The sequence below is a fragment of the Enterovibrio norvegicus genome, assembly GCF_002876705.1.
Taxonomy (GTDB): Bacteria; Pseudomonadota; Gammaproteobacteria; order Enterobacterales; family Vibrionaceae; genus Enterovibrio; species Enterovibrio norvegicus_B.
The window spans coordinates 22,385-44,891 of sequence record NZ_MDAG01000013.1 but is presented as its reverse complement, the minus strand read 5'-3'; the positions used below and the strand labels follow the sequence as shown (position 1 = coordinate 44,891).

The 22,507-nt window shown below is 47.1% G+C and carries 21 protein-coding genes; 9 read left to right on the top strand and 12 right to left on the bottom strand.

What is annotated here, in order from left to right:
- Positions 1-15 precede the first annotated feature (15 nt).
- The 4 genes from BCT27_RS07820 to BCT27_RS07805 all read right to left on the bottom strand — a co-directional run bounded on the left by BCT27_RS07820 (position 16) and on the right by BCT27_RS07805 (position 4,140).
- A complete protein-coding gene (locus BCT27_RS07820; RefSeq protein WP_102395479.1) occupies positions 16-1,869 on the bottom strand; it encodes a bifunctional sugar phosphate isomerase/epimerase/4-hydroxyphenylpyruvate dioxygenase family protein in 1,854 nt (617 codons plus the stop codon).
- Positions 1,866-2,324: a type II 3-dehydroquinate dehydratase gene (gene aroQ / locus BCT27_RS07815; protein WP_102395478.1), complete on the bottom strand. Its 459-nt coding sequence runs from the start codon at positions 2,322-2,324 to the stop codon at positions 1,866-1,868. Before aroQ ends, BCT27_RS07820 begins: the two co-directional genes overlap by 4 nt.
- 28 nt (positions 2,325-2,352) lie before the next feature.
- Complete coding sequence (locus BCT27_RS07810; RefSeq protein WP_102395477.1) at positions 2,353-3,417, bottom strand: Gfo/Idh/MocA family protein; 1,065 nt, start codon at positions 3,415-3,417, stop codon at positions 2,353-2,355.
- A 78-nt stretch (positions 3,418-3,495) separates the two neighbouring features.
- Entirely contained in the window at positions 3,496-4,140 is a 645-nt protein-coding gene (locus BCT27_RS07805; protein WP_102318367.1) for a GntR family transcriptional regulator, read from the bottom strand.
- Positions 4,141-4,465: 325 nt separating this feature from the next.
- On the opposite strand from BCT27_RS07805, the gene BCT27_RS07800 reads away from it, so the two are divergent.
- The 4 genes from BCT27_RS07800 (at position 4,466) to BCT27_RS07785 (ending at position 7,902) form a co-directional block, all read left to right on the top strand.
- Positions 4,466-5,470 carry a sialic acid TRAP transporter substrate-binding protein SiaP gene (locus BCT27_RS07800; protein WP_102318368.1) on the top strand — a complete coding sequence of 335 codons (1,005 nt, stop codon included), beginning with the start codon at positions 4,466-4,468 and terminating at the stop codon, positions 5,468-5,470.
- An 11-nt stretch (positions 5,471-5,481) separates the two neighbouring features.
- Complete coding sequence (locus BCT27_RS07795; protein WP_241905209.1) at positions 5,482-6,000, top strand: TRAP transporter small permease; 519 nt, start codon at positions 5,482-5,484, stop codon at positions 5,998-6,000.
- A complete protein-coding gene (locus tag BCT27_RS07790) occupies positions 5,997-7,292 on the top strand; it encodes a TRAP transporter large permease (protein WP_102318369.1) in 1,296 nt (431 codons plus the stop codon). The genes BCT27_RS07795 and BCT27_RS07790 overlap by 4 nt, the downstream gene beginning before the upstream one ends.
- A 256-nt stretch (positions 7,293-7,548) precedes the next feature.
- Positions 7,549-7,902 carry a DUF4870 family protein gene (locus BCT27_RS07785; protein WP_074928809.1) on the top strand — a complete coding sequence of 118 codons (354 nt, stop codon included), beginning with the start codon at positions 7,549-7,551 and terminating at the stop codon, positions 7,900-7,902.
- Positions 7,903-8,007: 105 nt separating this feature from the next.
- Here the strand turns inward: BCT27_RS07785 and BCT27_RS07780 are convergent, their stop codons facing one another.
- Positions 8,008-8,973: an AraC family transcriptional regulator gene (locus BCT27_RS07780; protein WP_102318370.1), complete on the bottom strand. Its 966-nt coding sequence runs from the start codon at positions 8,971-8,973 to the stop codon at positions 8,008-8,010.
- Positions 8,974-9,046: 73 nt separating this feature from the next.
- On the opposite strand from BCT27_RS07780, the gene BCT27_RS07775 reads away from it, so the two are divergent.
- Positions 9,047-9,691 (top strand): cytochrome P460 family protein, encoded by a 645-nt coding sequence (locus tag BCT27_RS07775; RefSeq protein ID WP_102395476.1) that lies wholly within the window; start codon positions 9,047-9,049, stop codon positions 9,689-9,691.
- An 11-nt stretch (positions 9,692-9,702) separates the two neighbouring features.
- Positions 9,703-10,254, top strand: coding sequence for a cytochrome P460 family protein (locus BCT27_RS07770; RefSeq protein WP_102395475.1), 552 nt, complete (start codon positions 9,703-9,705; stop codon positions 10,252-10,254).
- Between the two features lie 117 nt (positions 10,255-10,371).
- On the opposite strand, the gene uraH is transcribed toward BCT27_RS07770, so the two are convergent.
- From uraH to BCT27_RS07745, 4 genes are all read right to left on the bottom strand, one after another.
- Positions 10,372-10,725 carry a hydroxyisourate hydrolase gene (uraH, locus tag BCT27_RS07765; protein WP_102395474.1) on the bottom strand — a complete coding sequence of 118 codons (354 nt, stop codon included), beginning with the start codon at positions 10,723-10,725 and terminating at the stop codon, positions 10,372-10,374.
- 303 nt (positions 10,726-11,028) lie between these two features.
- Positions 11,029-12,237 (bottom strand): MFS transporter, encoded by a 1,209-nt coding sequence (locus BCT27_RS07760; protein WP_102318374.1) that lies wholly within the window; start codon positions 12,235-12,237, stop codon positions 11,029-11,031.
- 798 nt (positions 12,238-13,035) lie between these two features.
- Positions 13,036-13,914, bottom strand: a complete 879-nt coding sequence (locus BCT27_RS07750; RefSeq protein WP_102395473.1) for a sulfotransferase — start codon at positions 13,912-13,914, stop codon at positions 13,036-13,038.
- 283 nt (positions 13,915-14,197) lie between these two features.
- Positions 14,198-14,941: a glutamine amidotransferase-related protein gene (locus BCT27_RS07745; protein WP_102395472.1), complete on the bottom strand. Its 744-nt coding sequence runs from the start codon at positions 14,939-14,941 to the stop codon at positions 14,198-14,200.
- A 425-nt stretch (positions 14,942-15,366) separates the two neighbouring features.
- Here BCT27_RS07745 and uvrY point away from each other — a divergent pair, with 425 nt between their 5' ends.
- From uvrY to pgsA, 3 genes are read left to right on the top strand one after another with little or no spacing between them, the layout of a single operon-like run.
- Positions 15,367-16,011 carry a UvrY/SirA/GacA family response regulator transcription factor gene (gene uvrY / locus BCT27_RS07740; RefSeq protein WP_102318377.1) on the top strand — a complete coding sequence of 215 codons (645 nt, stop codon included), beginning with the start codon at positions 15,367-15,369 and terminating at the stop codon, positions 16,009-16,011.
- A gap of 15 nt (positions 16,012-16,026) precedes the next feature.
- Positions 16,027-17,853, top strand: coding sequence for an excinuclease ABC subunit UvrC (gene uvrC / locus BCT27_RS07735; RefSeq protein ID WP_102395471.1), 1,827 nt, complete (start codon positions 16,027-16,029; stop codon positions 17,851-17,853).
- Positions 17,854-17,896: 43 nt separating this feature from the next.
- Entirely contained in the window at positions 17,897-18,448 is a 552-nt protein-coding gene (gene pgsA / locus BCT27_RS07730; protein ID WP_017009184.1) for a CDP-diacylglycerol--glycerol-3-phosphate 3-phosphatidyltransferase, read from the top strand.
- 143 nt (positions 18,449-18,591) lie between these two features.
- Here the strand turns inward: pgsA and BCT27_RS07725 are convergent, their stop codons facing one another.
- The 3 genes from BCT27_RS07725 to BCT27_RS07715 form a co-directional block, all read right to left on the bottom strand.
- Positions 18,592-20,121, bottom strand: a complete 1,530-nt coding sequence (locus BCT27_RS07725) for an O-antigen ligase family protein (RefSeq protein WP_102395470.1) — start codon at positions 20,119-20,121, stop codon at positions 18,592-18,594.
- 210 nt (positions 20,122-20,331) lie between these two features.
- The gene (locus BCT27_RS07720) at positions 20,332-21,696 is read right to left on the bottom strand and encodes an ATP-binding protein (RefSeq protein ID WP_102318380.1); all 1,365 of its coding nucleotides are present in this window, start codon (positions 21,694-21,696) and stop codon (positions 20,332-20,334) included.
- Between the two features lie 27 nt (positions 21,697-21,723).
- On the bottom strand, positions 21,724-22,398 hold the full coding sequence (locus tag BCT27_RS07715; RefSeq protein ID WP_102395469.1) for a response regulator: 675 nt from the start codon (positions 22,396-22,398) through the stop codon (positions 21,724-21,726).
- Positions 22,399-22,507: the final 109 nt, after the last annotated feature.

Below are 22,507 nucleotides of genomic sequence, written 5' to 3'. Positions count from 1 at the left end.
GGCTTTTATTGATTTCTACCCCGCCAATTCTCTCGCCTGCATGGTCAAACGCATTTGGCTGTTTGCGGCGCCAAAACCCTTATAGCCATTTCGTTGCAAGATTTCGAAGCAGAATCGACCTGCAAACAGCGTGGTATATAGCTGGAAGAAGGTGCCATGCTCATCTTCGTCATACAGAATGTTAAAACGTTTCATTTTGTTCAACACGTCATCTGACAACGAGAATCGGGCGGCGATGTCGTCATAGTAATTCGCCGTGACCGCCATGGTGGTGCTCGATTGCTTTTGCATGAACTCTGCAATGGCAAAAATATCTGTGGTGGCAAAGGCGATGTGGTTTACACCGGTTCCAGCGTATTTGTCCAATATACGGGTTGATACGGTTCGTGCTGATTGGCTGCTGTTCAGCGTGAAACTGACTGCACCGTCTGGTGTTTGTAGCGCCTGACTTTTTACAAGCCCGCCGGGGTCAGAAACATCCACGGTCGGCATGGTTTCCATGCTAAACATTGAGCGATACAAGAGCACGGAATGCAGCATTTCTTCGTAGCTCATTGTTGTCGCGACATGATCGACGCGGTTAAGAAAACCTTGAGGCTGCAGGTTGTCGTGCCAGACGAATTCACGTTCCCAATGCGCAGGTTTGTCAGCGTCATCAACCATATAAAGCAGGCTTTCGCCTGGGCCATGAATGGCGGGAATACCATGGGTATCTGTCTCTGGGTTGCCATAAACTGGGGGGAACCCTAGTTGGTTGGCGCGTTCAACCATGTCATTGACGTTGTGACACGTTAGCCCGACGGCACAAACTGACACACCATGCTGCTGGTGGAATCGCTGCGCAAAGCTGTCAGGTTCCATATTCATCACGAGGTTGATGTTACCTTGTCGCCAAAGCTCCACGTCTTTCTTTCTGTGCGTTGCTGTATGGCAGAAGCCAAGCTGCGCCAGAATATTGCTTAAGGCGTCTTTCTCGTTGGCACTCAACGCAAACTCAATGAATTGGATTTCTGATGGCGGTGAAACCGTTGAAATCTTTTCAGGCTCGATATCGGGTGTTTTCTCAATGGCTTGATTGGCGAAAACCAAGGAACGATAACCATCTCGCGCTGTTTTCTCTGTTGAGCCTGAGCGGAATTGGTCATTGAAAATCTCGAGAGAGAAGGGGCCGTCATATCCCGTCGCACGCATGTTGGCAACGAACTTATCGAGCGGTAAATCCCCTTGTCCAGGGAAGCAACGATAATGGCGACTCCAGCTTAAATGATCCATCGACAGGCTAGGTGCGTCGGCAACTTGCACCAAGAATATGCGGTCGCCTGGGATGTTGAGCATGGTGTCGAGCTCAGTTTGGCGCGAGAAAATATGAAAGGTGTCTAAGCACACGCCCACGTTTTCATGATTGGCGCGGCGCACGATTTCCCAAGAGTCGCGGTAATCGCACACGTATTTCCCCCAACCGAGTGCTTCATAAGCCACGCGCATATTGCGTTTTGCAGCGCGTTCGCCTAATTCATGGAAGTCATCAGCTGCGCGCTGAATCCCGCCTAATGCGTGGGGTGATACGCTACTGCACACCATTAACAGATCGGTGCCTAACTCTTCCATTAAATCGAATTTACGCTCGGCGCGATCAAAAGCTTTTTGACGATAGGGGGCAGGCAGGCCTTCAAAATCTCGAAAAGGTTGGTAGGTAACCACATCTAGGCCGTGGTTATCCAACATGCTGCGAATTTCATGCACAGAGCCATTGTGGGTGATCAGGTCATTCTCAAAGATTTCGATACCACGAAATCCGGCTTTTGAAATGGCTTCGATTTTTTGTCTTAGGGTGCCGGAAAGGCAAACCGTCGCGATGGAGTAAATCATAACGACATCTCCGCACGATCCGCCAAGGCTTGAATAGCCAATGCGTAGCCGTTAACGCCAAACCCTGCGATAACGCCAATAGCCGCAGGGGTTAAATAGGAATGATGACGGAATGATTCACGTGCATGCACATTGGAAATGTGCAACTCAATCACTGGGACCTGTGCACCTTTGATTGCATCATGCAGTGCCACAGAGGTGTGTGTATAAGCGCCTGCATTGAACACAACACCGAGCAGTTCACCACTTTTATGGTTTCTGCCCGCTTCGTGAATGGCATCTATCAATACGCCCTCGTGATTACTTTGCAAGCATTCAACACCAAGGTTCAACGATTCGCCTTTTTGACGACAAAGTGCTTCAACATCATTTAGCGTTGAAGAACCATACTGCTCAGGCTCTCGCTGTCCGAGCAAATTCAAGTTTGGGCCGTTTAACACCAGTAAAGATTTCATCGTTACAGTCCTTTGCCATTCCCTAGAGTTAACCAATATCGTTTACAAAAACGGTTCTTCCGTTTTTCACCGCTTCAACAACAGCTTCTGTAACGCGTAGGTTTTGTAAGCCATCTCGTACTGTGACCAGTGGCTTCTCTTCTTTTCGGATTACGCGGCAGAAGTGGGTCAGTTGTTCTACCAGTGGATCTTTACGTTCAAGCGACACCTTGTCGCATTCGAACGGTTTCCACCAAGAGCGGTCTTCTTTTTCTTTGTAGTATTTTAATCGCATGGTCGGAACAGAGATCGAACCGTGAGTGCCAGCGATGTGGTAGCAATCTTCGTCTTCATAACTCGAATAGGCTTTGTTTTCTTGGGATGTTTGCTCCCAGCTGCGGCCTGAACCGGCGGTGTCTGATAACAAGAACGTACCGAGAGAGCCGTTTTCGAAATTGAAGGTAATCGACACGGTGTCTTCGACATCAAACCCACGACGACGGCTGGATGCCATGGCTTGAACGGCGACGATTTCTCCGCACAAATAGCGCAGGTTGCCGATGTCATGAATAAGGTTAATCAGGATAGGGCCGCCACCTTCTTTGGTGCGCCACGGTGCTGCATCGAAATAATCATCGGGTTTGTAAAACACGGCGCTACCTTGCGATGCCACCAATGCACCCAATACACCCGAGTCGATGATTTCACGGGTACGTTTGATGATGGGGCTGTGCATTCTGTGGTGGCCAACCAGCAAAGTATCCCAAATGCCTGGGGTGTTCACCGCGATATTGAGCAGTTCTGTTGCTTCTTCAACGGTGTGTGACACGGGCTTTTCAATGAGCACGGGAATGGCATGTTGGATACACATTTTTGCTTGGGTAACGTGTAGGTTGTTTGGTGTTGCTAAAATCACGCCATCGACATCGATCGCGTCGATCATGGCTTCAAGATCAGCAAAATGGGGCGTTTTGTATTCTTCTGCAAGTTGTTTGCTTGCTTCGAAAGGATCGACAATTGCCGCGAGCTGGCAGTTTGGGTGTGCATCAACGAGTCGAATATGGTTTTTACCAATCAGCCCAGCGCCGACCACGGCGATACGTAGCATTTCCATGTTTTCTTGCTTTCCTTGTCTATTGGGTAAAAGCACGCGTTTTAACGCGTGAAAATAGCGATCGCGTCTTACTGTTTGTTATTTTTCTGTGCTTGTTGCTTTCACGCGTTCTACAAACCCACCAAGGTGTGATTCAAGCGCATGAATGCAGGCGTCAATATCTCTATCTAGCGCTGCATCGAGGATGAGAGCATGTTCGTCGACAATGTGTTTCCCACGAAATCCAGACGTACGTAATTCCATCATCACAAATTGTCGAAATTGGTCATAAAGCTGGCGGTGGTAATGCATATGAAGTTCAGAGTGGCACGCACCAATCAGCGCTGCATGAAATTCGTAGTCGCAGCGGTGCCACATGACGAAATTGTCTTCGATGCTGTTTTGCATCTTGCTCTCTACGTGTTGGAGCTTGTGGTGAGCAGCAACGAGGTTGCTTTCCCATTCCATATCGCCCGCTGCAAACGACTGTCTTGCACCATCGCTTTCGAGCAAAATGCGTAGCTTGGTCAGTTCTTCCATTTTCTTGACCGAAAAACTGGCGACATGAAAACCTTTCTGGCCTTCAGCCACGACCAACCCATCACTTGCTAAGCGCGTGAGGCTTTCACGGAGCACGTTAACGCCGCTGCCATAGCGAGATTTCAGGCTCTCCATGCGTAGGCGACTGCCTGCCTTGAATTCGCCTTTCAATAAGTCTGTTCGAAGTGTTTCGTAGAGTGTCATTGCTACTTCTCTTTGTTTAAAACGACGAAAGTAACGTCTGTAACGCTTCTATTAATGCATCAATCGCCGATGCGCATTGCCGCAAAATTGAGATGAATCTACGTTTTGTTAATTTCACTATAAAACAAAAAATATCACCTAAAATTAAAAATAGATGATGTTTTAACAATTGAGACACAATTGGCTAACATCGTGATCAATTATTCGTCTACGCTAATGACATATTCATGGTCAACTGTTGTTTTGATGCGTTTATTCATATTACGCATCAATGCGTTGACCCTATAAGGGCCCGCAGTAAGGGCTTTAATCAAAGGAGTGGTGTATGAAATTGTTGTCCCAATCATCAGCAAGTTGGATGAAGAACCTGATGAAGATGACTGCGCTATCAGTAAGTATGTTTGCTGCAACAGCAGCTGGCGCGGCGGATATGAAATTGCGTTTGTCGGCACCGAGTTCAGAAACCGATCAGCGTGCAGTTGCACTAACAACGGTATTTGGTCCTGGTGTTGCAAGTTTTGCTGAGTTTGAACCGCACTGGAATGCCTCACTGTTCAAGCAAGGTACTGAGCTTGAAGCGATTGCGCGTGGCAACCTCGACATGGCAATGGCATCGGCGCAAGAGCTGGCAGAATTTATCCCTGAGTTCTCCATTTTCTCTGCTGGTTACATGCACCGTGATGCGGACCACCAAGTGGCTGTATTTAACGCTGATTTTATGGACCCATTGAAAGAGCAAGTTGAAGATACGCTGGGCGTGAAACTGCTAACAGTGATTTACCTTGGCCGTCGTCAGTTGAACTTGCGTACCGATCAAGAAGTGAAAACACCTGCGGATCTTGCGGGCGTGAAGCTACGTATGCCGGGTTCAGACTCATGGCAGTTCCTGGGTAAAGCATTGGGTGCTAACCCAACGCCAATGGCATTTACTGAAGTCTACACGGGTCTTCAAACCGGTGCGGTTGATGGGCAAGATAACCCGCTTCCAACAGACAAAGATGCAAAATTCTACGAAGTAACCAAGCAAATCGTCTTGACGAGCCATTTGGTTGACTTGAACTACCTCGCTATCTCTAAAAAGGTGTGGGACAAGCTAACGCCAGAACAACAAGCGCAATTGCAAAAAGCGGCAGACGATGCAGCGGCATTTGGTCGTAAAAACCAATTAGCACTTGAAGGTGAACTGGTGGACTTCTTCGTCGAAAAAGGTCTAAAAGTATACGAACCTGATCTAAACGCGTTCCGTACTCACGTACAAAATGCGTACTTGGAATCAGATTTCTCTGACACTTGGCCTGAAGGCATGGTAGAGAAAATCAATAAGCTGTAATGAGGTCGCGTGTGAAATCGATATTAACTTGGTTTCAGCGAATTGCAGATGGCGTTGCCGTCGCTATGTTGGCGGCAATGTTCCTGATGTTTTGTGCTCAGATTTTCTCACGCTACGTCCTGAATTCACCCATAGGTTGGTCATCTGAACTCTTACTGACTTTGTGGCTATGGGTGATTTTCTGGGCGGGCGCGTTTTGTCTTCGCCATAAAGACCACATTCGCTTCGACCTTCTCTTTTTAAGCGTACCGGGAAAAGTCCAACGCGTATTTCTCATCTTATCGGCTTTGGGCATCATTATCGGTTTCGGAATGAGCTTTTTGCCAACGTGGGATTACATCACTTTTTACAAGATCAAGAAGAGCGCAATTTTAAAATGGCGTCTTGATTATGTATTCAGTATTTATGGCGTTTTCCTCGGTGTCATTATTCTCCGCTATAGCGTGTCGTTGATTCAGTATTTGAACCCTAAATACAAGGTCACGGATGAAGACGCAGATGCCAACAAGGATGAGCAGGTGGAACAATGAGTTTAGCGTTAACACTTTGCTTGGTGACTGTCCTTTTACTCGCCGCCTTTGGCACACCCGTGTCGTTTTCTATGATCATTGGTGCCATTGTATATTTGGCGGTCAGTGGCCAAGATCTCGCGCTGGCGGGCGAGCAGATTATCCAAGGTTTCTATAACAGTTTTATCTTGCTTGCAGTGCCTTTGTTCATTGCTGCTGCCAATATCATGAATGCAGGAAGCATCACGGATAGGCTGCTGCAATTTTGCGTTGCATTGGTGGGTCACTTACGTGGTGGGCTAGGGCATGTGAACATTGTGTCGAGCCTTATTTTCTCCGGCATGTCGGGTTCTGCGGTTGCAGATGCTGCCGGCATCGGTCGCGTCATCATTAACATGATGACCAAAGATGGTCGATATCCGCCTGCGTATGCAGCGGCGATTACCGCGGCTTCAGCAACCATTGGACCGATCATTCCTCCGTCGATTCCGATGGTGATTTATGCGTTGGTGTCTGATACATCAATCGGCTATTTGTTTATTGCAGGTCTTATTCCAGGTTTGTTGATGGGCATTATGTTGATGGGGATGAATGCGTTCCTCGCCTCGCGCATGGATATCGTGAAAGAGCCTCGCACGCCGATAAAAGACATTCCAGGCATTACTTTCCGCGCGCTACCGACACTCCTTATGCCGGCCATTTTGCTGTTTGGTATCTATGGTGGTATTACAACGCCAACGGAAGCTGCAGCGGTTGCAGCAGCCTATGCCTTGTTCCTTGCGGCAGTGGTGTATCGCTCAATCAGCTTTAAGCAGCTGTATCATGCGTTAAAAGAAAGTGCGTATTCGTCCGCGTCTGTCGGTTTGGTGATTGGCTCAGCGCTGATCTTTAACTACATCATTGCGACAGAAAATGTACCGACATCGATCGCGAACATGATTGCTGCGGCGGATTTGTCGCCGATGGCGTTCCTGATCATCGTCAACTTGATTTACCTTGCGCTTGGCTTCTTGCTGGATGCGACAACCGTTATTTTGGTCATCGTTCCTCTGTTTATTCCTGCATGCCGTGAATTGGGTATCGACTTGGTGCACTTTGGTGTGATTACCATTGTAAACTTGATGATAGGGCTGATAACACCGCCTTATGGTGTGTTGTTGTTCGTGATAAATGGAACAACAGGCATACCGTTAGCGGGCATTATCAAACAGATTATTCCTTTCATTATTGCGCTGCTCGCTGCATTAGTGATCATGATTCTGTCACCAGATTTGGTGCTGTCACTGCCACGCATTATGGGCTATCAAGGTTAGCGTCCTAGTCGGGTATGACAATTAATCAAAAAGGCCGGTTGGCCTTTTTTTGTGCCATCTATATGTGAATGTCTAAGAAACCGTTAAAAACAACATAGTCAGTTACTGAATGATCGCTGGCTTGTCGCAAAAAGAGAAACTTCGTCATGGACGCATCAATGCCGTTCTTTGGCTTGGGTATATTAGTGTCAGTCTCGTTATAAAATGGCGTCAGACAGTATCTGATGCGTTTAGCACTATTCAAAAGGAGAGGACAATGAGTGATACCATGGTAGAAAATGTACCTTCGACAGAAGGCACGGCAAAAATTGTTTATGTGTTGTATTTAGTGGGCATATTATTCGGCCTAACGACACTTATTGGTGTTGTTATGGCTTATGTGAACCGTGGCGACGCGCCTGAATGGCTGAAAACCCACTATCAATATCAGATTCGAACTTTTTGGATTGGCGCGCTTTATCTGATCATTGGTGCAATCACGTCATTGGTGCTTGTTGGTTACTTGATCTTGTTGTTTTGGTTGGTGTGGACTGTCGTTCGTATGGTCAAAGGCATGAAACAATTGGATGCTAAAAAAGCGGTTGAGAACCCGACAGGTTGGCTCTTCTAACCGTTCACCGCCAAAAATGAAAAAAACCGCATTTTTTAATGCGGTTTTTTTGTGTATTAACGTATCAGCTTTAGTCTGGAAGGCGCTATTTTAGGGGGGAATGGGCTAACTTTTCTTTTGTTTTCGCAACTCACCCGGGCTAATACCCATTTCACGGATCATGGCGCGGCTGAGTGTTTGGCCGGATGTAAAACCTAACGAAATCGCTATCTTATCAATCGATTCATCGGTGTATCGAATCGCTTGATATGCTTTGAGACGACGCCAGTGATTTAGATAGGCAATGGGGGCCATTCCAACTGCGTCTTGGAAGTGGCGCACTATGGTTGCACGTGACATACCGATTTGTTTACCCAGCTCATCAAGCGTCCAGTCATTGTCGGGTTGTGTGTGCATGAGCGATAAAGCTTTCAAAATTCTTTTATCACGTGTTGTACCTAGAAAATCAAATATTTCAGCATCCTCAGATAAATAACTCCTCAAAAGCATGATAAATAGCACTTCAGTCAACTTATCAATAATGAGGTTGTCATGATTGCCGAGCTCTTGGATCTGTTGATCTATCAAGGTGATGAGATTCCAAACTGGACTGTCATGAGCAATGCTTTTGAAATGCAAAATACTGGGGAGAGCGTCAAGTAAAGGATGGCTTAAATCATCATCAAACTTCACCATGCCACACATTAATTTGTGTGTCGTTGGGCCTTCTTGAAATTTGGGGTCATTCAACGAGCACGCTTCAATCATGCTCTCACTCGGCGTTTTATGATTGTCAGGATTATCTGCCACCCAATGCTTATCGCCATTGGGTAAAAAGACGAGTTCCATTTCATTGGCTTGAACGTGCTCTTGGCCATTGACGCCAAAAAAGCAGCTCCCCTTCATCGTAATGTGAAACCTCGGATAGCTTTTCTCATCGAGCGATATGCCCCACGGTGCTGAGAGGTTAGAACTTAGAAAAATTGAGCCTCTAAACCTAAGTGTTTCAAGAATATCGGTCAGCAAATTGAAGTTTTCGTCGTTTTTGATTCTTCCAAGCGCCAATGTGAGTCTCCCGATGATTACACCCATTTCTTATATAGCCTAAGCTCTGACCAAATGCTTGTCTACTGAGCATTTTGTCACTAGAAAGGAGTAACAATAAATGGAAGCACACAAAGCATTCGCAACAAAAAAAACTCCATCTTCAATTCTGACTAAAGGATTGGGGGCGGCTGCTTTATTGAGCGCGTTAACCTTGGCGTCAACCAGTGTCTCTGCACAAGAGTATTTCACTATTGTAGACGGTGCCCTTGAGCGTCCTACTGGTTATCGTGAATGGGTCTATGTAGGGACACCCGTTACACCTAATGATATGAACAATGGCAAAGCGGCTTTTCCAGAGCACCACAATGTGTACATTGACCCTGAAAGCTGGACGCACTGGAAGGAAACGGGTGAGTTCCGTGATGGCACCATCATCATTAAGGAACTTGTTGATGTGGGTTCAAAAGCGGCAGTGAGTGGCGCGGGGTATTTTCAAGGTGACTTTATTGGCTTGGAAGCGACTATCAAGAGTAAAAAAGTGAACCCTAACGAGCCGGGTAACTGGTCTTACTACAGCTTTTCTACGCCGGATCATTCGTCACTGACAGAAACAGCAACGGCATTTCCTGCTGCTGCATGTAATGCTTGTCACGCTGCCGCCGCAGCTGATGATTTTGTATTTACGCAGTACTACCCAGTACTTCGTGCGGGTAAAGGTACCGGTGAGCTTGCCATTGGTGGCGTGTCTTCATCATTAAAATAAGGTAGACAAGAATGAAAAAAGGCATCATAGCTTTCGCTTTACTGGCTAGCGCTGGGGTAGTTACGACCTCTATTGCATCAGACAACACATCCTTTTCGGGGATTGTTGATGCAGACGGCAGCATCGCTTTTCCTGAAGGGTTTCGTACGTCAATGGTCCATCTTGGATCGTGGTTTGTTCCTGATGGTGGTGCGAGCGGTTTCCACGGCGTTTATACGGAAAAAGAAACGGTAGAGGCTTTCCAAAAAACGGGTAAATTCCCCGACGGAGCGACCCTGGTTAAGGAACTTCGCGCACATGCGAGCGGCGATTTCACAACCGGTGCTGGTGTTAACTATGAAACCGAAAACCTTAAGCAATGGTTTGTCATGGTAAAAGACACGGAAGGTCGTTTCCAAGACACTGGTGTATGGGGAGATGGATGGGGTTGGGCGCTCTTTAAACCAGATAACCTTGGCGTCAATGCTTCATCAGATTACAAAACTGATTGTTTAGGTTGCCATATTCCAGCTAAAGACAATGATTGGATCTACACAGAAGCGTACCCAATTTTAGCGGAATAAATGTTCTTTATAAACATCCCTCAGTAAGACAAGCCAGCCCGCCAAAGCTGGCTTTTTTTCGTTTTAGTTAGCGGGTTTCTCGTTATTGTGTAAAGCGCTTTTGTAAGAGCGAAGGCGTTAGCTTCCTCTATACGTCGAGTAACTGTAGGGGGAAACAAGTAAAGGCACATGGAAGTGCTGATTGTGATCTGAGATACCAAATCGAATCACGATTTCATCAAGAAAGGGAATAGGGTCAACGGGTGTGTTGCGATGACGAAAATACGCGGCCGTCGAAAACACAAGTTGATATTGGCCGGAACGAAAAGCGTCGTTTTCTAGAAGCGGTTGCTGAGTTCGGCCATCTTGATTTGTTGATGTGGAAAGAAGGGGTTTGAGTCCATCATCATCAATGCGATACAGCGATATTTTCACACCCGCGGCAGGCACACCATTTGCGGTATCAAGAACATGTGTCGTGAGTTTCCCCATTTTTAACCCCTAATTAATGGTGTATTGAATGCACTCGCTTTCAAACTAGCAGGGAGGCGGGCGAGGTGCATATCTAGCATTGATAAATGATAACAGAATCAACAACTAGTTAACGTTTCCGATACATTGTTCAATTAATAATGCAATCGCGAGTAAATACTCTCATTTTGTATGAGCGGTGAAACGCCCAAAAACAATAGCTTTTTCGCAAGGAATAGACATGAAAATGGGCCTTATAAAGGCCCATTTCATAGTCGATGTATGTTGCTTGAATAGCGATGTTGACCGAGCCGTTTAAGTGGATTAAGCGGGTTGCGCTACAACACGGACGATCGGTTTATCGTTGATGGGTAGGTGAAGAATGGCTGCGGTTAGTGCGAGAACCACTGTTGCCCACCAAATCGGCTCGTATGAACCGTAGTGATCAAAGACACGACCACCTACCCATGCGCCCATGAAGCTGCCAATTTGGTGTGTAAAGAAAACCAAACCGTACAAGGTCGACATGTAACGTGCTCCAAAGATTTGGCGAACCAATCCTGAGGTAAGTGGCACGGTGCCTAACCAACAAAAACCAATGGCTGCGCCAAAGATTGTCGCGGTTTCTGTTGTTAGTGGTAACGTCACAAAAAGAGCCAGCACCACAGAGCGCATCATATATAGAGAAGACATGACGTAGCGCTTGTTGAAGCGATCGCCCATCAATCCCCAGAAATACGATCCGAAGATATTAAAAATACCCACATAGGCCAATGCCATCGCTGCTGTATTGCCGGGTAGCCCCTTATCTGCAATGTAGCTTGGTAGGTGGGTAGCAATGAACATGACTTGGAAACCACACACAAAGAAACCAGCATGAATGAACCAGTAACCTTTGTGGTTGAACGCTTCTTTGAGTGCTTGTTTTAGTGTTTGAGAGTCGTCAGCAGGGTTTGCTAGTCCCGCCCCTTGCGATGTTCTTACAAAAACTGAGAAGGCAATCATGATGGTACAAAGTACCGCGAAAACCTGCATGGCTGTTTGCCAGTCAAAATTGGCGAGTAATGACTGCGCGCCTGGGATCACGGCAAACATGCCAAATGAACCTGCAGCAGTGGTTAAACCAAATGCTTTCGCGGTGTGCTCTGCGGGTACAACTTTGGCAACCGCACCCAAAATGATGACGTAGCTGGTCGCACTAAGACCCAAGCCAACCAAAATCCCAAGAGACACGTACAACATGCCTGCACTGGTGGCGATGGACGTGAGGTATAGGCCGAGTGCGTAAGCGACACCACCAATAGCGATGATGCGTTTTGCGCCAAATTTGTCAGCTGCCATCCCGATAAAAGGTTGGAACGCGCCAAACATGAGGTTTTGCACGGCAATGGCGAGGCTGAAAAATTCACGTCCTGTTTGGAACGTGTCGCTGATAGGCATCATGAAAATACCAAATGACTGCCTGATCCCTAGGCTGATGATCAATATCCCTATTCCCATCCAAACGACGAGCGGGAAACGGAAAATACTCATTAAACTACCTTAACGTTGAGAGTGAATCGTGTTCACTTATTGCTTGTAAATTCGAAAATAGCGCGTGCTGACTCTGTTATATGCACCGCATGTTTTACTCAGTGATGGGGGGCTTCTCTGTGTTGTTGATGACACCCGCCGTCGACGGCATATTCCGTTAATGCACGCTGAAAAGGCGCGCAATGATGCACCGCGACAAGCGTTAACATAAGGACGATTGCCCAGCGGCAGAGCTGAGACGCCAAAGATTGTGATTGCAATGATGTTCGAAACATAGCGACCTCAGGGTGAGAAAGGCGCGTAGAGTAGAGTTATCAATGGCATGAAGCAAATGAATTAGATGCAAAAAGATCATGCGTTTTTTGCATGGCGAATGAATCAATGCTGTAGAGGAAAGGGAAGGGACAATAACAATTGGGGAAATACCGAGCGCTGAGTATGGCGGCTGTTTAAGACTATGTGCGCTGAAGTATGTTTTTACATCAGTGCCAGGGGCATTGGTGAGTGCGTATTTTAGTCGCTTTGGTATTACGGATTTCCAAGTATGTTTCTATTCTTTACGGGTATCACCAAAAGTGAACGCGATACGCGGATCAATACCTTAAAGCTCTTGATGCTCTGGATGACGAGTTCCCTGGTTTGAACATGAAACCGAAGGGGCTGAGAAAGAACACGGTAAATACCACGTTCTTTGCATCAAATCTGACGCGCCTTAAGTAAAGGAAAAGAAAAAACGCCTTTCCTGTTTAGGGAAGGCGTTCTTGTGTGTTCGCTTATTGAATGTCGTGGGCGAGGGGATTAGGACGCAGGACACCAGGTATATACGGTATTGATGTCGGTTGCCGGCATCTTCATTACCTTGTTACTGCATCGGATCTCGTTTTGTTTCATTGCCGCATTGATGTGTGGGCTGGCGGGTAAGTCTGCAAAATCAAGAATAGATGCCATTGTTTCATAAGGATTCGCTGAGAAACGCTCGTAATCGATGGTGAGCATGTTAAGCCCTAATTCTTCCTCTTCTTGCTTGGTTGTCTGAAGCAATTTATTCAGTTGAAATGCCGTGCCCGCAATCGGGTGATCACGCAGCATGTCATATTGTGCAAGCTCTCTGATGGAGTATGCACCACGCCACCACAGCATATGTTTTCCTTGATATTCCCATTCTTCTGTCGAGAGCATAGAGTTGACGGTAGAGGCAGGATCGCGAACGATGTTCACGAACTTCGCTTCGGGAAACAGGCTGCTTAAATAATGCAAGCGCGATGGGCCTGTAAATTTCAACGCAAGGCGAGGGCGCTGCGTCGCGATTAAGCGTTTTCTCAGCACCTCTTTGATGGTTGAAATTTCAATGGGCGTGGCATGTTTACCTTTTGCAAACCCACGGAAGAAATCAATTTCATCACGTGAATAGTCGTCCCAAAATGACAGGGCTTCTGAAGGTGTTGATGCGAATTCTCGTGCCATTCCTGAAAGCATGGTGTTGCCAAGCACGCCAAAAGAACGCCATTGGCTGGTTTGGGTGAACACACGGTTTTGCCATTGCGAGCGCGGGTGTTTTTCAAAACTCTCATCGAGCCAACACAGATCGGTATGATGGAAAACCAAGTTAGAAATCAGCGTCACACCTGAACGTGGTGGTCCAACAAATATCAGCGGCTGGTTTAACGATGATGTCATGGCTTAGCTCCCGTCGTGTTTGATGAACACAAAGGAGCAAATTAAATGCCAGTATAGTAAGTCTTATTATTCAATAAGATGTAACCGTATTCTGTGCGTATAGCCACCTTGGTTTGCATATTGAGAATGTACACATCAAAAAATGCAATGAGGTAAGAGAACAGAGGTGCGAGTTAAGAGGTGCGAGATAAGAGATAAGAGGTGAGAGATGAAAGATGAGAGGTGAGAGATGAAAGATGAGAGGGAAGAGGATGGGGTCTTCCCAATCTTGGATCTTGTGTCGTTAGGCTTGGCGTTTTTCTCGTGACACCACTTGCTGATCCAAAAACGCAAACAGGCGATGGATGACGATGCTTCTGTCACCCATGCCGCACGCACGAATAATCGCTGCGGCTTCATCCACTTTTTCATCGCCCGCTTTTTCTCTCAAGCGTTCAATCAATTGAAGTAGAAACTCATCCGTGAACTCAGGGTGGCATTGCATGGTCAATACGCGGGTATCTTTTTGAGTGATGGCGATGGGACAAAAATCGGAACCCGCTAAGACGTCGAAATCAGGCGCGGACTCTAAGACTTGGTCTTGATGCACAGCTATCAAATTGAGGGAGGCTTGCTGAGCACCCGTATCGAACGCGTCTTGGTCGAGAATGCCGACAGGGTAGAGACCCATTCCCCATCCTTTGTTGGATTTGGCTGCTTTTCCGCCCAATGCTAGGTGGATCAATTGGTGACCAAAGCAGACACCAATTAATGCCTGGCCTTCTTGGTCGCAGCGTTGCACAAAGTTGATGAGCTGGGTAATCCAAGGGTCGCTTTCATACACGCCCCATTTACTGCCCGTGACCAACCAAACATCACATTCTGAGGGAGATGCTGGGAAGGTGTTTTCAAACACGCGGTAGGTCACAAAGGAAGACACAGCACTGTTGTCGAAAAGGCGCTTGAAGGCTTCATCATAGTGCCCATATACCGCTTGAGACTCTGGATAGTGATCATCACACAGCAATATCCCAAGGGTTAATGTCATTGTCTTTTCCTTCTTAGCTGTGGTGACGTAATGTCTTTTTTAGCGTACTTATGGGATCGAAAATGTGCCATAACTTTTGCTTATAGTATTCTCAATGACGCGACTTTTTGATACAAAATAGTGGAATAGAACAGGGTTGGGCAATGATCTGTACTGAAAGGTAGACAGTTTGTGTTTTGTGTGCAAGATAGACACTGACGCTAACTTTTTGGGTTTAAACAGATTTTCACGCCAACGAATGAAGACATGCTGAATTTTTTGACCTTGTTGGCTTATTTGTTACGTTTTAAAACGAAAAACATGTTCTTTTACACATAATCAATGTGTTCGCTCTTTTATTGTTGGGTTAAACTCAAGTAATATGCAGTTCAAGTCGAGCGCCATCCCGGCGCAAGGCGAGCCAAAATCATAGTGGAGAAACAAGCTTGATAAGTGTTTTCCTTGTAGATGATCACGAGCTGGTTCGCACAGGGATACGACGTCTTCTCGAAGACGTTCGTGGTGTTAAAGTGGTAGGGGAAGCCGAAAGCGGTGAGGAAGCAGTCAAGTGGTGTCGTAGCAATCATGCGGACATTATCTTGATGGACATGAACATGCCTGGTATCGGTGGCTTAGAAGCAACGAGAAAGCTCCTACGCTACAACCCCGACGCCAAGATTATTGTTCTAACTATTCATACTGAAAACCCATTTCCGACCAAAGTCATGCAAGCAGGAGCGGCTGGCTACCTCACTAAAGGTGCAGGGGCGGATGAAATGGTTCAGGCAATTCGCGCGGTGAACAGTGGCCAACGCTACATTTCACCTGAAATTGCACAGCAAATGGCGCTAAGTCAGTTTTCGCCTGCGGCGGAAAATCCGTTCAAGAATTTGTCTGAGCGTGAACTTCAAATCATGTTGATGATCACCAAAGGGCAAAAAGTGACGGACATTTCAGAGCAGTTGAGCCTTAGCCCTAAAACCGTCAACAGTTATCGTTATCGATTGTTCAGTAAGTTGGGAATTAACGGCGACGTTGAATTAACCCATCTGGCAATTCGTCATGGTATGCTAGACACAGAAACTCTCTAACTATTTCTGTTCACTGTGTTTGATGCCAAAGATTTCTTAAAGACTGTCTCAGATAAACCGGGCGTCTATCGTATGATGGACGCCTCCGGTGAGATCATTTATGTCGGTAAAGCCAAGTCGTTAAAGAAACGACTCTCTAGCTATTTCCGCAAAAACGTCCCTGGCGAAAAAACACGCGCATTGGTGCGAAACATTGCCAATGTTGAAGTGACGATCACCCACAGTGAAACAGAAGCGCTCATCCTTGAGCACAACTTGATCAAGAAGCACCTTCCGCGTTACAACGTCTTGCTACGTGATGATAAGTCTTACCCCTATATTTTCTTGTCTGCCAGTAAACATCCACGATTGTCTATTCATCGTGGTGCGAAAAAGCGCAAAGGTGAATACTTCGGACCATTTCCTGATGCTGGCGCTGTTAGGCAGAGCTTGTATCTGCTGCAGAAAATATTCCCTGTCCGTCAGTGTGAAGACTCCGTGTATGGCAACCGCACACGCCCTTGTTTGATGTATCAGATTGGTCGTTGTTCCGCCCCCTGTGTCGAAGGCATCATTTCGGATGAAGAGTACAACGAGCTTGTCGATTTCACCCGCATGTTTTTGCAGGGCAAAAATCGACAGGTGATTGCGACGCTGGTGGAGAAAATGGAAGCCGCGAGCCAAACGCTGGAATTTGAAAAAGCCGCCGAGTTTCGCGACCAAATCCAATCACTCCGTCGTGTCCAAGAGCAACAGTTTGTTTCGCAAGACAGTGATGATGATTTGGATGCCATTGGTGTCTCAGTCGAGAACGGGATTGCCTGCATTCACGTGCTGTTTTTGCGCCAAGGTAAGGTGTTAGGTAGTCGCAGCTATTTCCCGAAAATGCCTGCAAATACAGAAACCAATGAATTGGTCTCCAGCTTTATTGGTCAGTTCTACTTGAACCAAGCGGAAGGGCGAACGATCCCAACAAGCATTTTGATAGGACAGGAAATGGGGGAAGAACTTGAATCCCTTGCCAGTGCGTTATCAGAAATTGCAGGACGCAAAATACACCTTCAAAGCAAACCGCGCGGCGCGAGGGCACGCTTCCTCAAGTTGGCACAAACCAATGCAGCAACCGCGTTAACCAGCAAGATTAATCACAAGATGACGATCCACAACCGTTTTGCGATGCTGACAGAGGCATTAAATCTCGAGTCAGTGAAACGCATGGAGTGTTTCGACATCAGTCATACCATGGGTGAGCAAACCGTCGCCTCATGCGTGGTGTTCAACCAAGATGGACCGCTGAAATCTGAATATCGACGTTACAACATCACGGGCATTACCGGTGGTGATGACTATGCAGCGATGGCGCAAGTGCTAGAGCGTCGTTACAGCAAGCAAGTCGACCCAGAGAAAATCCCTGACATCATTTTGGTCGATGGCGGTAAAGGCCAGCTAAATCGTGCGTGGGAGGTCGTTGGTCCGCTTATGGCTGATTGGCCTAAGCATCCGCTCATGTTGGGTGTCGCTAAGGGCACCACGCGTCGTCCGGGGCTTGAAACGCTGATTAAAGTGTCTGGCGAAGAGTTTTCTATGCCGTCGGACTCGCCAGCGTTGCACCTTATTCAACATATTCGTGATGAAAGCCATAACCATGCGATTTCAGGGCACAGAGCAAAACGCGCAAAAGCGAGAAAGAGCAGTGTGTTGCAAGAAATTGAAGGCGTGGGTCCAAAACGTCGACAAGCACTGCTCAAGTATTTAGGCGGAATTCAGGAACTTAAGCGTGCGTCTGTTGAAGAAATAGCCAAAGTGCCGGGAATTAGCCGAGTTTTGGCTGAGAAGATTCATTCGTCATTGCAACAGCCGTGAGTTTCAAGCACCATAACGCGGTCATTCATAAGAAATAAAAACTATGCGACTGAACATTCCAATTATTCTGACTCTCATACGCATCGCATTAATTCCGGTTTTTGTTGTGGCGTTCTATTTGCCTTATGAGTGGTCGGCCATGGTCGCTGCTCTGATTTTCGTTGTTGCCGGTTTCACTGACTGGCTTGATGGTTATCTCGCTCGAACCCTTGAGCAAACAACCCGATTTGGCGCTTTCCTTGACCCTGTCGCAGACAAGGTGATGGTGGCGATTGCACTGGTGTTGATCACCGAGCATTTCCATTCCATTTGGGTCACGATTCCAGCGGCAACCATGATTGCCCGTGAAGTCATTATTTCAGCACTGCGTGAGTGGATGGCTGAACTTGGCAAACGCGCTAACGTTGCAGTGTCTTGGGTGGGTAAATTCAAAACCGCCGCACAGATGTTTGCACTGACCATGCTGATTTGGCGACATGACGATATCGTGTTGTACATCGGCTATGCTGCGCTTTACGTAGCAACAGCGCTGACTTACTGGTCAATGTATCAGTACCTGCTTGCCGCGAAAGACGACTTGCTGAACGCCGACTAAAACAACTGGCTGTTCATCACCGCTTTCCACGTAAAAGGCCGCTCAGCGGCCTTTTTCAATTCCATCGTTATGCCTATGCTTGTCGGTTTTTTCTTTATTATCTCGATGCTTCTTCTCAAGATTTCTAGTTTCTAATCTCGCATCTACCTTTTCTTTGCATACGGATTGGGGATCACGGGTCGAGCAGGGCGTGAGAATGCGTTCTTGGCTGTCTGTGGTACATCCTCGGGTTCATCGTCGGCATCTCCTCTGGCTTCAGCCTCTTTCTTCCTTTCTACCTCTTGTACCCTGACATAGTTTGATACCGCTGCGGTCAGCGCCAAAAGGATATATATAGGCCATGTGAAACCCTGAGTAAGAAAAGTGCCTGAAACACAAAACGCGATGATGCCTGAGTAAAGTCCTTCGCCGATGGTTCGAACGACGGGCGAGTAATAGGTGGCGTTTGCCACCACGATATTGACCGTCTTAAGGGCTGAACGGTAGATAATAAACGTCATGACAAGGAAGGCGATCAGGCCGATAAATCCCGTTTCCCCCAATACGCCAAACCACGTGCTGTGAACGGCGTGGTTTAACCCATCCCAGTGGGGGGAATAATAGAAGTAGTTGAAGTAAAAGTTGTTGAGACCTACGCCAGAAATTGGATTATCGACAGCCATAAAGAAAGCGGCTTCCCATGCGTAAAGGCGTCCTTTTGCTGATGCATCTAGCCCTTCTTCCGCTGCCCCACCTGATTTACGGTCACTGATGCCCGCTGCAAAGAATAAAATGGTGCAGACGATGGTGCCTAAGGTGAACAGCAGTGCTTTGGATTTCACCCGTCGCCATGCCAGTGTGCCAAGCGCTGACAGTATGCCCAATAAGCCACCTCGGCTTTGTGTACCAATGATAGCGATGAAGATGGCGATGGCCGTAACAAGGCCGAAGAAACGCTGCTTCTTCGACAAACCCGGCGTCATGGCAATACTCAACGTGAAAGAGAACGGAAACAGCAGCACCAAGGCTAAATCATTGGGGTCGCCAAGCACTGATCCTAAATCGCGCCCAACAGTAACGCGTGTTTCTTCCACCATGCCAATGCCATTGACCTTGTTGTAAATCGTTACCAGCGCAATAAGCAGACCTGAAATCGAAATCATGTTCAGGGCTTTTTTGTAGTGTTGAACGTTACACAAAAGCCAAGCCAGAGCAGGGGTCATGATGCCGATTTTAATGTACGTCTGTTTGTAATAATTGAACGCTTCACCGAGGTTTCCAGCCAGAGGGATGCCAATGGTGACGAGTGCAAAAAATACGTAGAAACCCGTCAGTTCAGCACAGTTGAACATTCGAATTTTTCCACTGATACCGATGTGCCACGCCAAGGTGGTCAGTGTGCCCAAAGAGAGCATTAGTGGGATTTTTAGGGAATATAAAGGCGCGAAAGCTTCGTGAAGACGAAAAAATGAAAAGGCGATAAACAACAGACCCAATAACACAGGCTGGCTGATGGTAATCAGAATGGCGAGAGGGATAAGGCCAATGGCAACAGGAATGACGGGGTGAGGAATGATGAACCACAGGCCACAGGCAAGCACGACGAAGAGCGCCGTTGCATGCACAAAATGTGTTTTGAGGCGAGTTAACAACAACTCTCGTTGATCGTTAAGCCACTGGATTGCCTGCATCATTTACTCTCAATAGTTTCTAACAGTCTATTAGAGCAAATGCTGTGCCACCAAATATTGCCGACATGAAGTGCCTAAAAATGCGGCATTCGGCGATAAAAAGGGCCAATGTAAGTCAGTGAAATTACCGCCTTTCTCAAATTGCATGTCAAAGTGATAAAAAGCGGCTTTTTTATACACACTGGCTATCGTTGTCTCGCTAACATTGTCGCGCTAACGTTGCTTCGGAAACTGAATCACAAACGCTGCGCCTTCGAGTTCTGATGTTGTAACACTGATGACGCCTTCGTAACTTTCCACGATTTCATGACAAACGGCTAAGCCTATGCCTGTTCCTGGGTTCAGTTGGTCTGCACGAACGCCTCGTTGAAACACCGAGTCTCTTATTGGTTCAGGAATGCCGGGGCCATCGTCTTCAATCAACAAGATGTAGCTTTCTACGGTGTCTCGGGTGCGAACCCGCACTTCACCAATACAAAAGCGAAACGCGTTTTCGAGCAGATTCCCGAGCAATTCTGTTAGATCGTTTTTGTTGAGAGGCAGAGATTCGAGTTCTCGCAAATCTTGGGTCACGTTCACAGGCTTGTCTCGATACACTTTTGATAGCATTCCCGTGAGGCTATCCACCGACGGTTTGATCTCTGATTTTTCTCGAACCAATCCACGTTGACCAACCAAAGCGCGTTTAAGCTGATATTGCACCATGTCGTCCATTTGGCTGACTTGTTCCACGATGCGCTTGCTCATCATTTCTCGACTCAAAGCGCTGTCATCAAGCAACGCATTGGTCGCCGCTAACCGACTTTTTAAACTGTGTGCTAAATCATCCATGGCATGACGATATCGCTGCGTTTGTTCTTTCCTCAATTCGATCATTCGGTTGAGTGCATCGGTGACGTCTTCCAGTTCGGACGGGTAGTCGGTATTGAGTTTTTCAAGGCGAGACTCTGCAATCTCGTTGAGCTCACCTGCCAGTTTTCGTAGTGGGCTGAAGCTCCAGTAAGACGCCGCATAAAGCAGGGCAGTCGTGGTAATGAACAAAATGCCAAGATAGAACCATGTTTTTCTCTTTATCGCCGACAATCGTTCCAGTTGAGGTGCAACTTCACGTACTACGAAGAATTTATCTTCGATTAAACCTGAGCCTTCTGCGATCTCATGAACCACGTAGGGATGCGTGTTATACATGATGAGTTCGGGGTCAACAAGATCATAAGGCAGGACTTGGCAGATATCGCTGAGGCCAAGCCCCTTCGCGTGGCTAGACATCCAGAATAAGGATTTGTCGGGCTGACAGATAAACGCCATATAGTCAGATTCCACAGAGCCCATTTCGGCACGATTCTCCGGCGCAACATGGATTCTACTGGCGTCAATTTCAAGCAAATTATCGCGCTTAAGTTCGCCGACAATCTGAGGCACCGCGGAGAGTAAATCTGAGGAATACAGTGCCAAATAGCTTTTGTTGTAAAGTTGGTTGAGCACCAAGCCTAACGCCACGGTGAACACCAAAATAATGGAAATAGACGTGGTGATCACGCGTCGATGGATCGGAGAAGGCATTTTAGGTTTTATCATCAGATTCTTCGCAGCGGTGTGTTGTGATTAACTGGCGCTAATTTCGAAAATGTATCCCTGACCGCGAACGGTAGAAATCGGATTATCTTGCCCGGCTTGTGTCAGTTTCTTGCGTAAGCGGCTCATCATGACTTCGATGGTATTTGGGTCGCCTTCTTGGTCTTGATAAAGCACATCAAGCAAACGTTGCTTGGATACCACCTGGCGACTGTGTCGAATCAAGTATTCCAACAGATCGTACTCAAAGGCGGTGAGCTCGACAGGCTGTTCTTTTACGCTGACTTTCTTGGCCAACAAATCAACACAGATATTGTCGGCATTGATCTCAGGTTTTACGAAGCCTGCGCTGCGGCGTACCAAGGCATTCAAGCGTGCGACGAGTTCTTCTTTTTGGAAGGGTTTAACTAAATAATCATCAGCGCCAGCATCAAGGCCAGAGACCTTATCTTGCCAGTTTGCACGGCCCGTCAGGATCAGGATAGGCATACGTATACCCGCACGGCGAATGTCACGTATCAGGCTCAGGCCATCTCTGTCAGGCAACCCCAAATCAACAATGGCGATGTCGTTGGGGTAATCCTTGGCGACAAACAACCCTTCTTCTGCGGTGCTTGCGCAATGGATTTGGTTTCCAAGCTCTGACAGTTCGGATTTAAGGTGATGACTGAGGAGGGGATCATCTTCAACGATGAGGACACGCATATTTCGACACCTATATTTCGACGGCTATCTTTCAACAGCGATGATTTTCAGCAACGTCTTTCAGCGACCGAGGGGATGCGAAAGAGAAACGCCAGCAAGATTAGAGGAA

Excerpts from the sequence above, each read along its gene's own strand:
- uraH (WP_102395474.1), bottom strand. The coding sequence starts at position 10,725 with ATGGGGAAACTCACGACACATGTTCTTGATACCGCAAATGGTGTGCCT.
- BCT27_RS07780 (WP_102318370.1), bottom strand. The coding sequence starts at position 8,973 with ATGGGTGTAATCATCGGGAGACTCACATTGGCGCTTGGAAGAATCAAA.
- BCT27_RS07800 (WP_102318368.1), top strand. The coding sequence starts at position 4,466 with ATGAAATTGTTGTCCCAATCATCAGCAAGTTGGATGAAGAACCTGATG.
- BCT27_RS07715 (WP_102395469.1), bottom strand. The coding sequence starts at position 22,398 with ATGCGTGTCCTCATCGTTGAAGATGATCCCCTCCTCAGTCATCACCTT.
- BCT27_RS07745 (WP_102395472.1), bottom strand. The coding sequence starts at position 14,941 with ATGACATTAACCCTTGGGATATTGCTGTGTGATGATCACTATCCAGAG.
- BCT27_RS07820 (WP_102395479.1), bottom strand. The coding sequence starts at position 1,869 with ATGATTTACTCCATCGCGACGGTTTGCCTTTCCGGCACCCTAAGACAA.
- BCT27_RS07750 (WP_102395473.1), bottom strand. The coding sequence starts at position 13,914 with ATGACATCATCGTTAAACCAGCCGCTGATATTTGTTGGACCACCACGT.
- BCT27_RS07720 (WP_102318380.1), bottom strand. The coding sequence starts at position 21,696 with ATGATAAAACCTAAAATGCCTTCTCCGATCCATCGACGCGTGATCACC.
- aroQ (WP_102395478.1), bottom strand. The coding sequence starts at position 2,324 with ATGAAATCTTTACTGGTGTTAAACGGCCCAAACTTGAATTTGCTCGGA.
- BCT27_RS07790 (WP_102318369.1), top strand. The coding sequence starts at position 5,997 with ATGAGTTTAGCGTTAACACTTTGCTTGGTGACTGTCCTTTTACTCGCC.
- BCT27_RS07760 (WP_102318374.1), bottom strand. The coding sequence starts at position 12,237 with ATGAGTATTTTCCGTTTCCCGCTCGTCGTTTGGATGGGAATAGGGATA.
- BCT27_RS07810 (WP_102395477.1), bottom strand. The coding sequence starts at position 3,417 with ATGGAAATGCTACGTATCGCCGTGGTCGGCGCTGGGCTGATTGGTAAA.
- BCT27_RS07725 (WP_102395470.1), bottom strand. The coding sequence starts at position 20,121 with ATGATGCAGGCAATCCAGTGGCTTAACGATCAACGAGAGTTGTTGTTA.
- BCT27_RS07805 (WP_102318367.1), bottom strand. The coding sequence starts at position 4,140 with ATGACACTCTACGAAACACTTCGAACAGACTTATTGAAAGGCGAATTC.
- BCT27_RS07775 (WP_102395476.1), top strand. The coding sequence starts at position 9,047 with ATGGAAGCACACAAAGCATTCGCAACAAAAAAAACTCCATCTTCAATT.
- BCT27_RS07785 (WP_074928809.1), top strand. The coding sequence starts at position 7,549 with ATGAGTGATACCATGGTAGAAAATGTACCTTCGACAGAAGGCACGGCA.
- pgsA (WP_017009184.1), top strand. The coding sequence starts at position 17,897 with ATGCGACTGAACATTCCAATTATTCTGACTCTCATACGCATCGCATTA.
- BCT27_RS07770 (WP_102395475.1), top strand. The coding sequence starts at position 9,703 with ATGAAAAAAGGCATCATAGCTTTCGCTTTACTGGCTAGCGCTGGGGTA.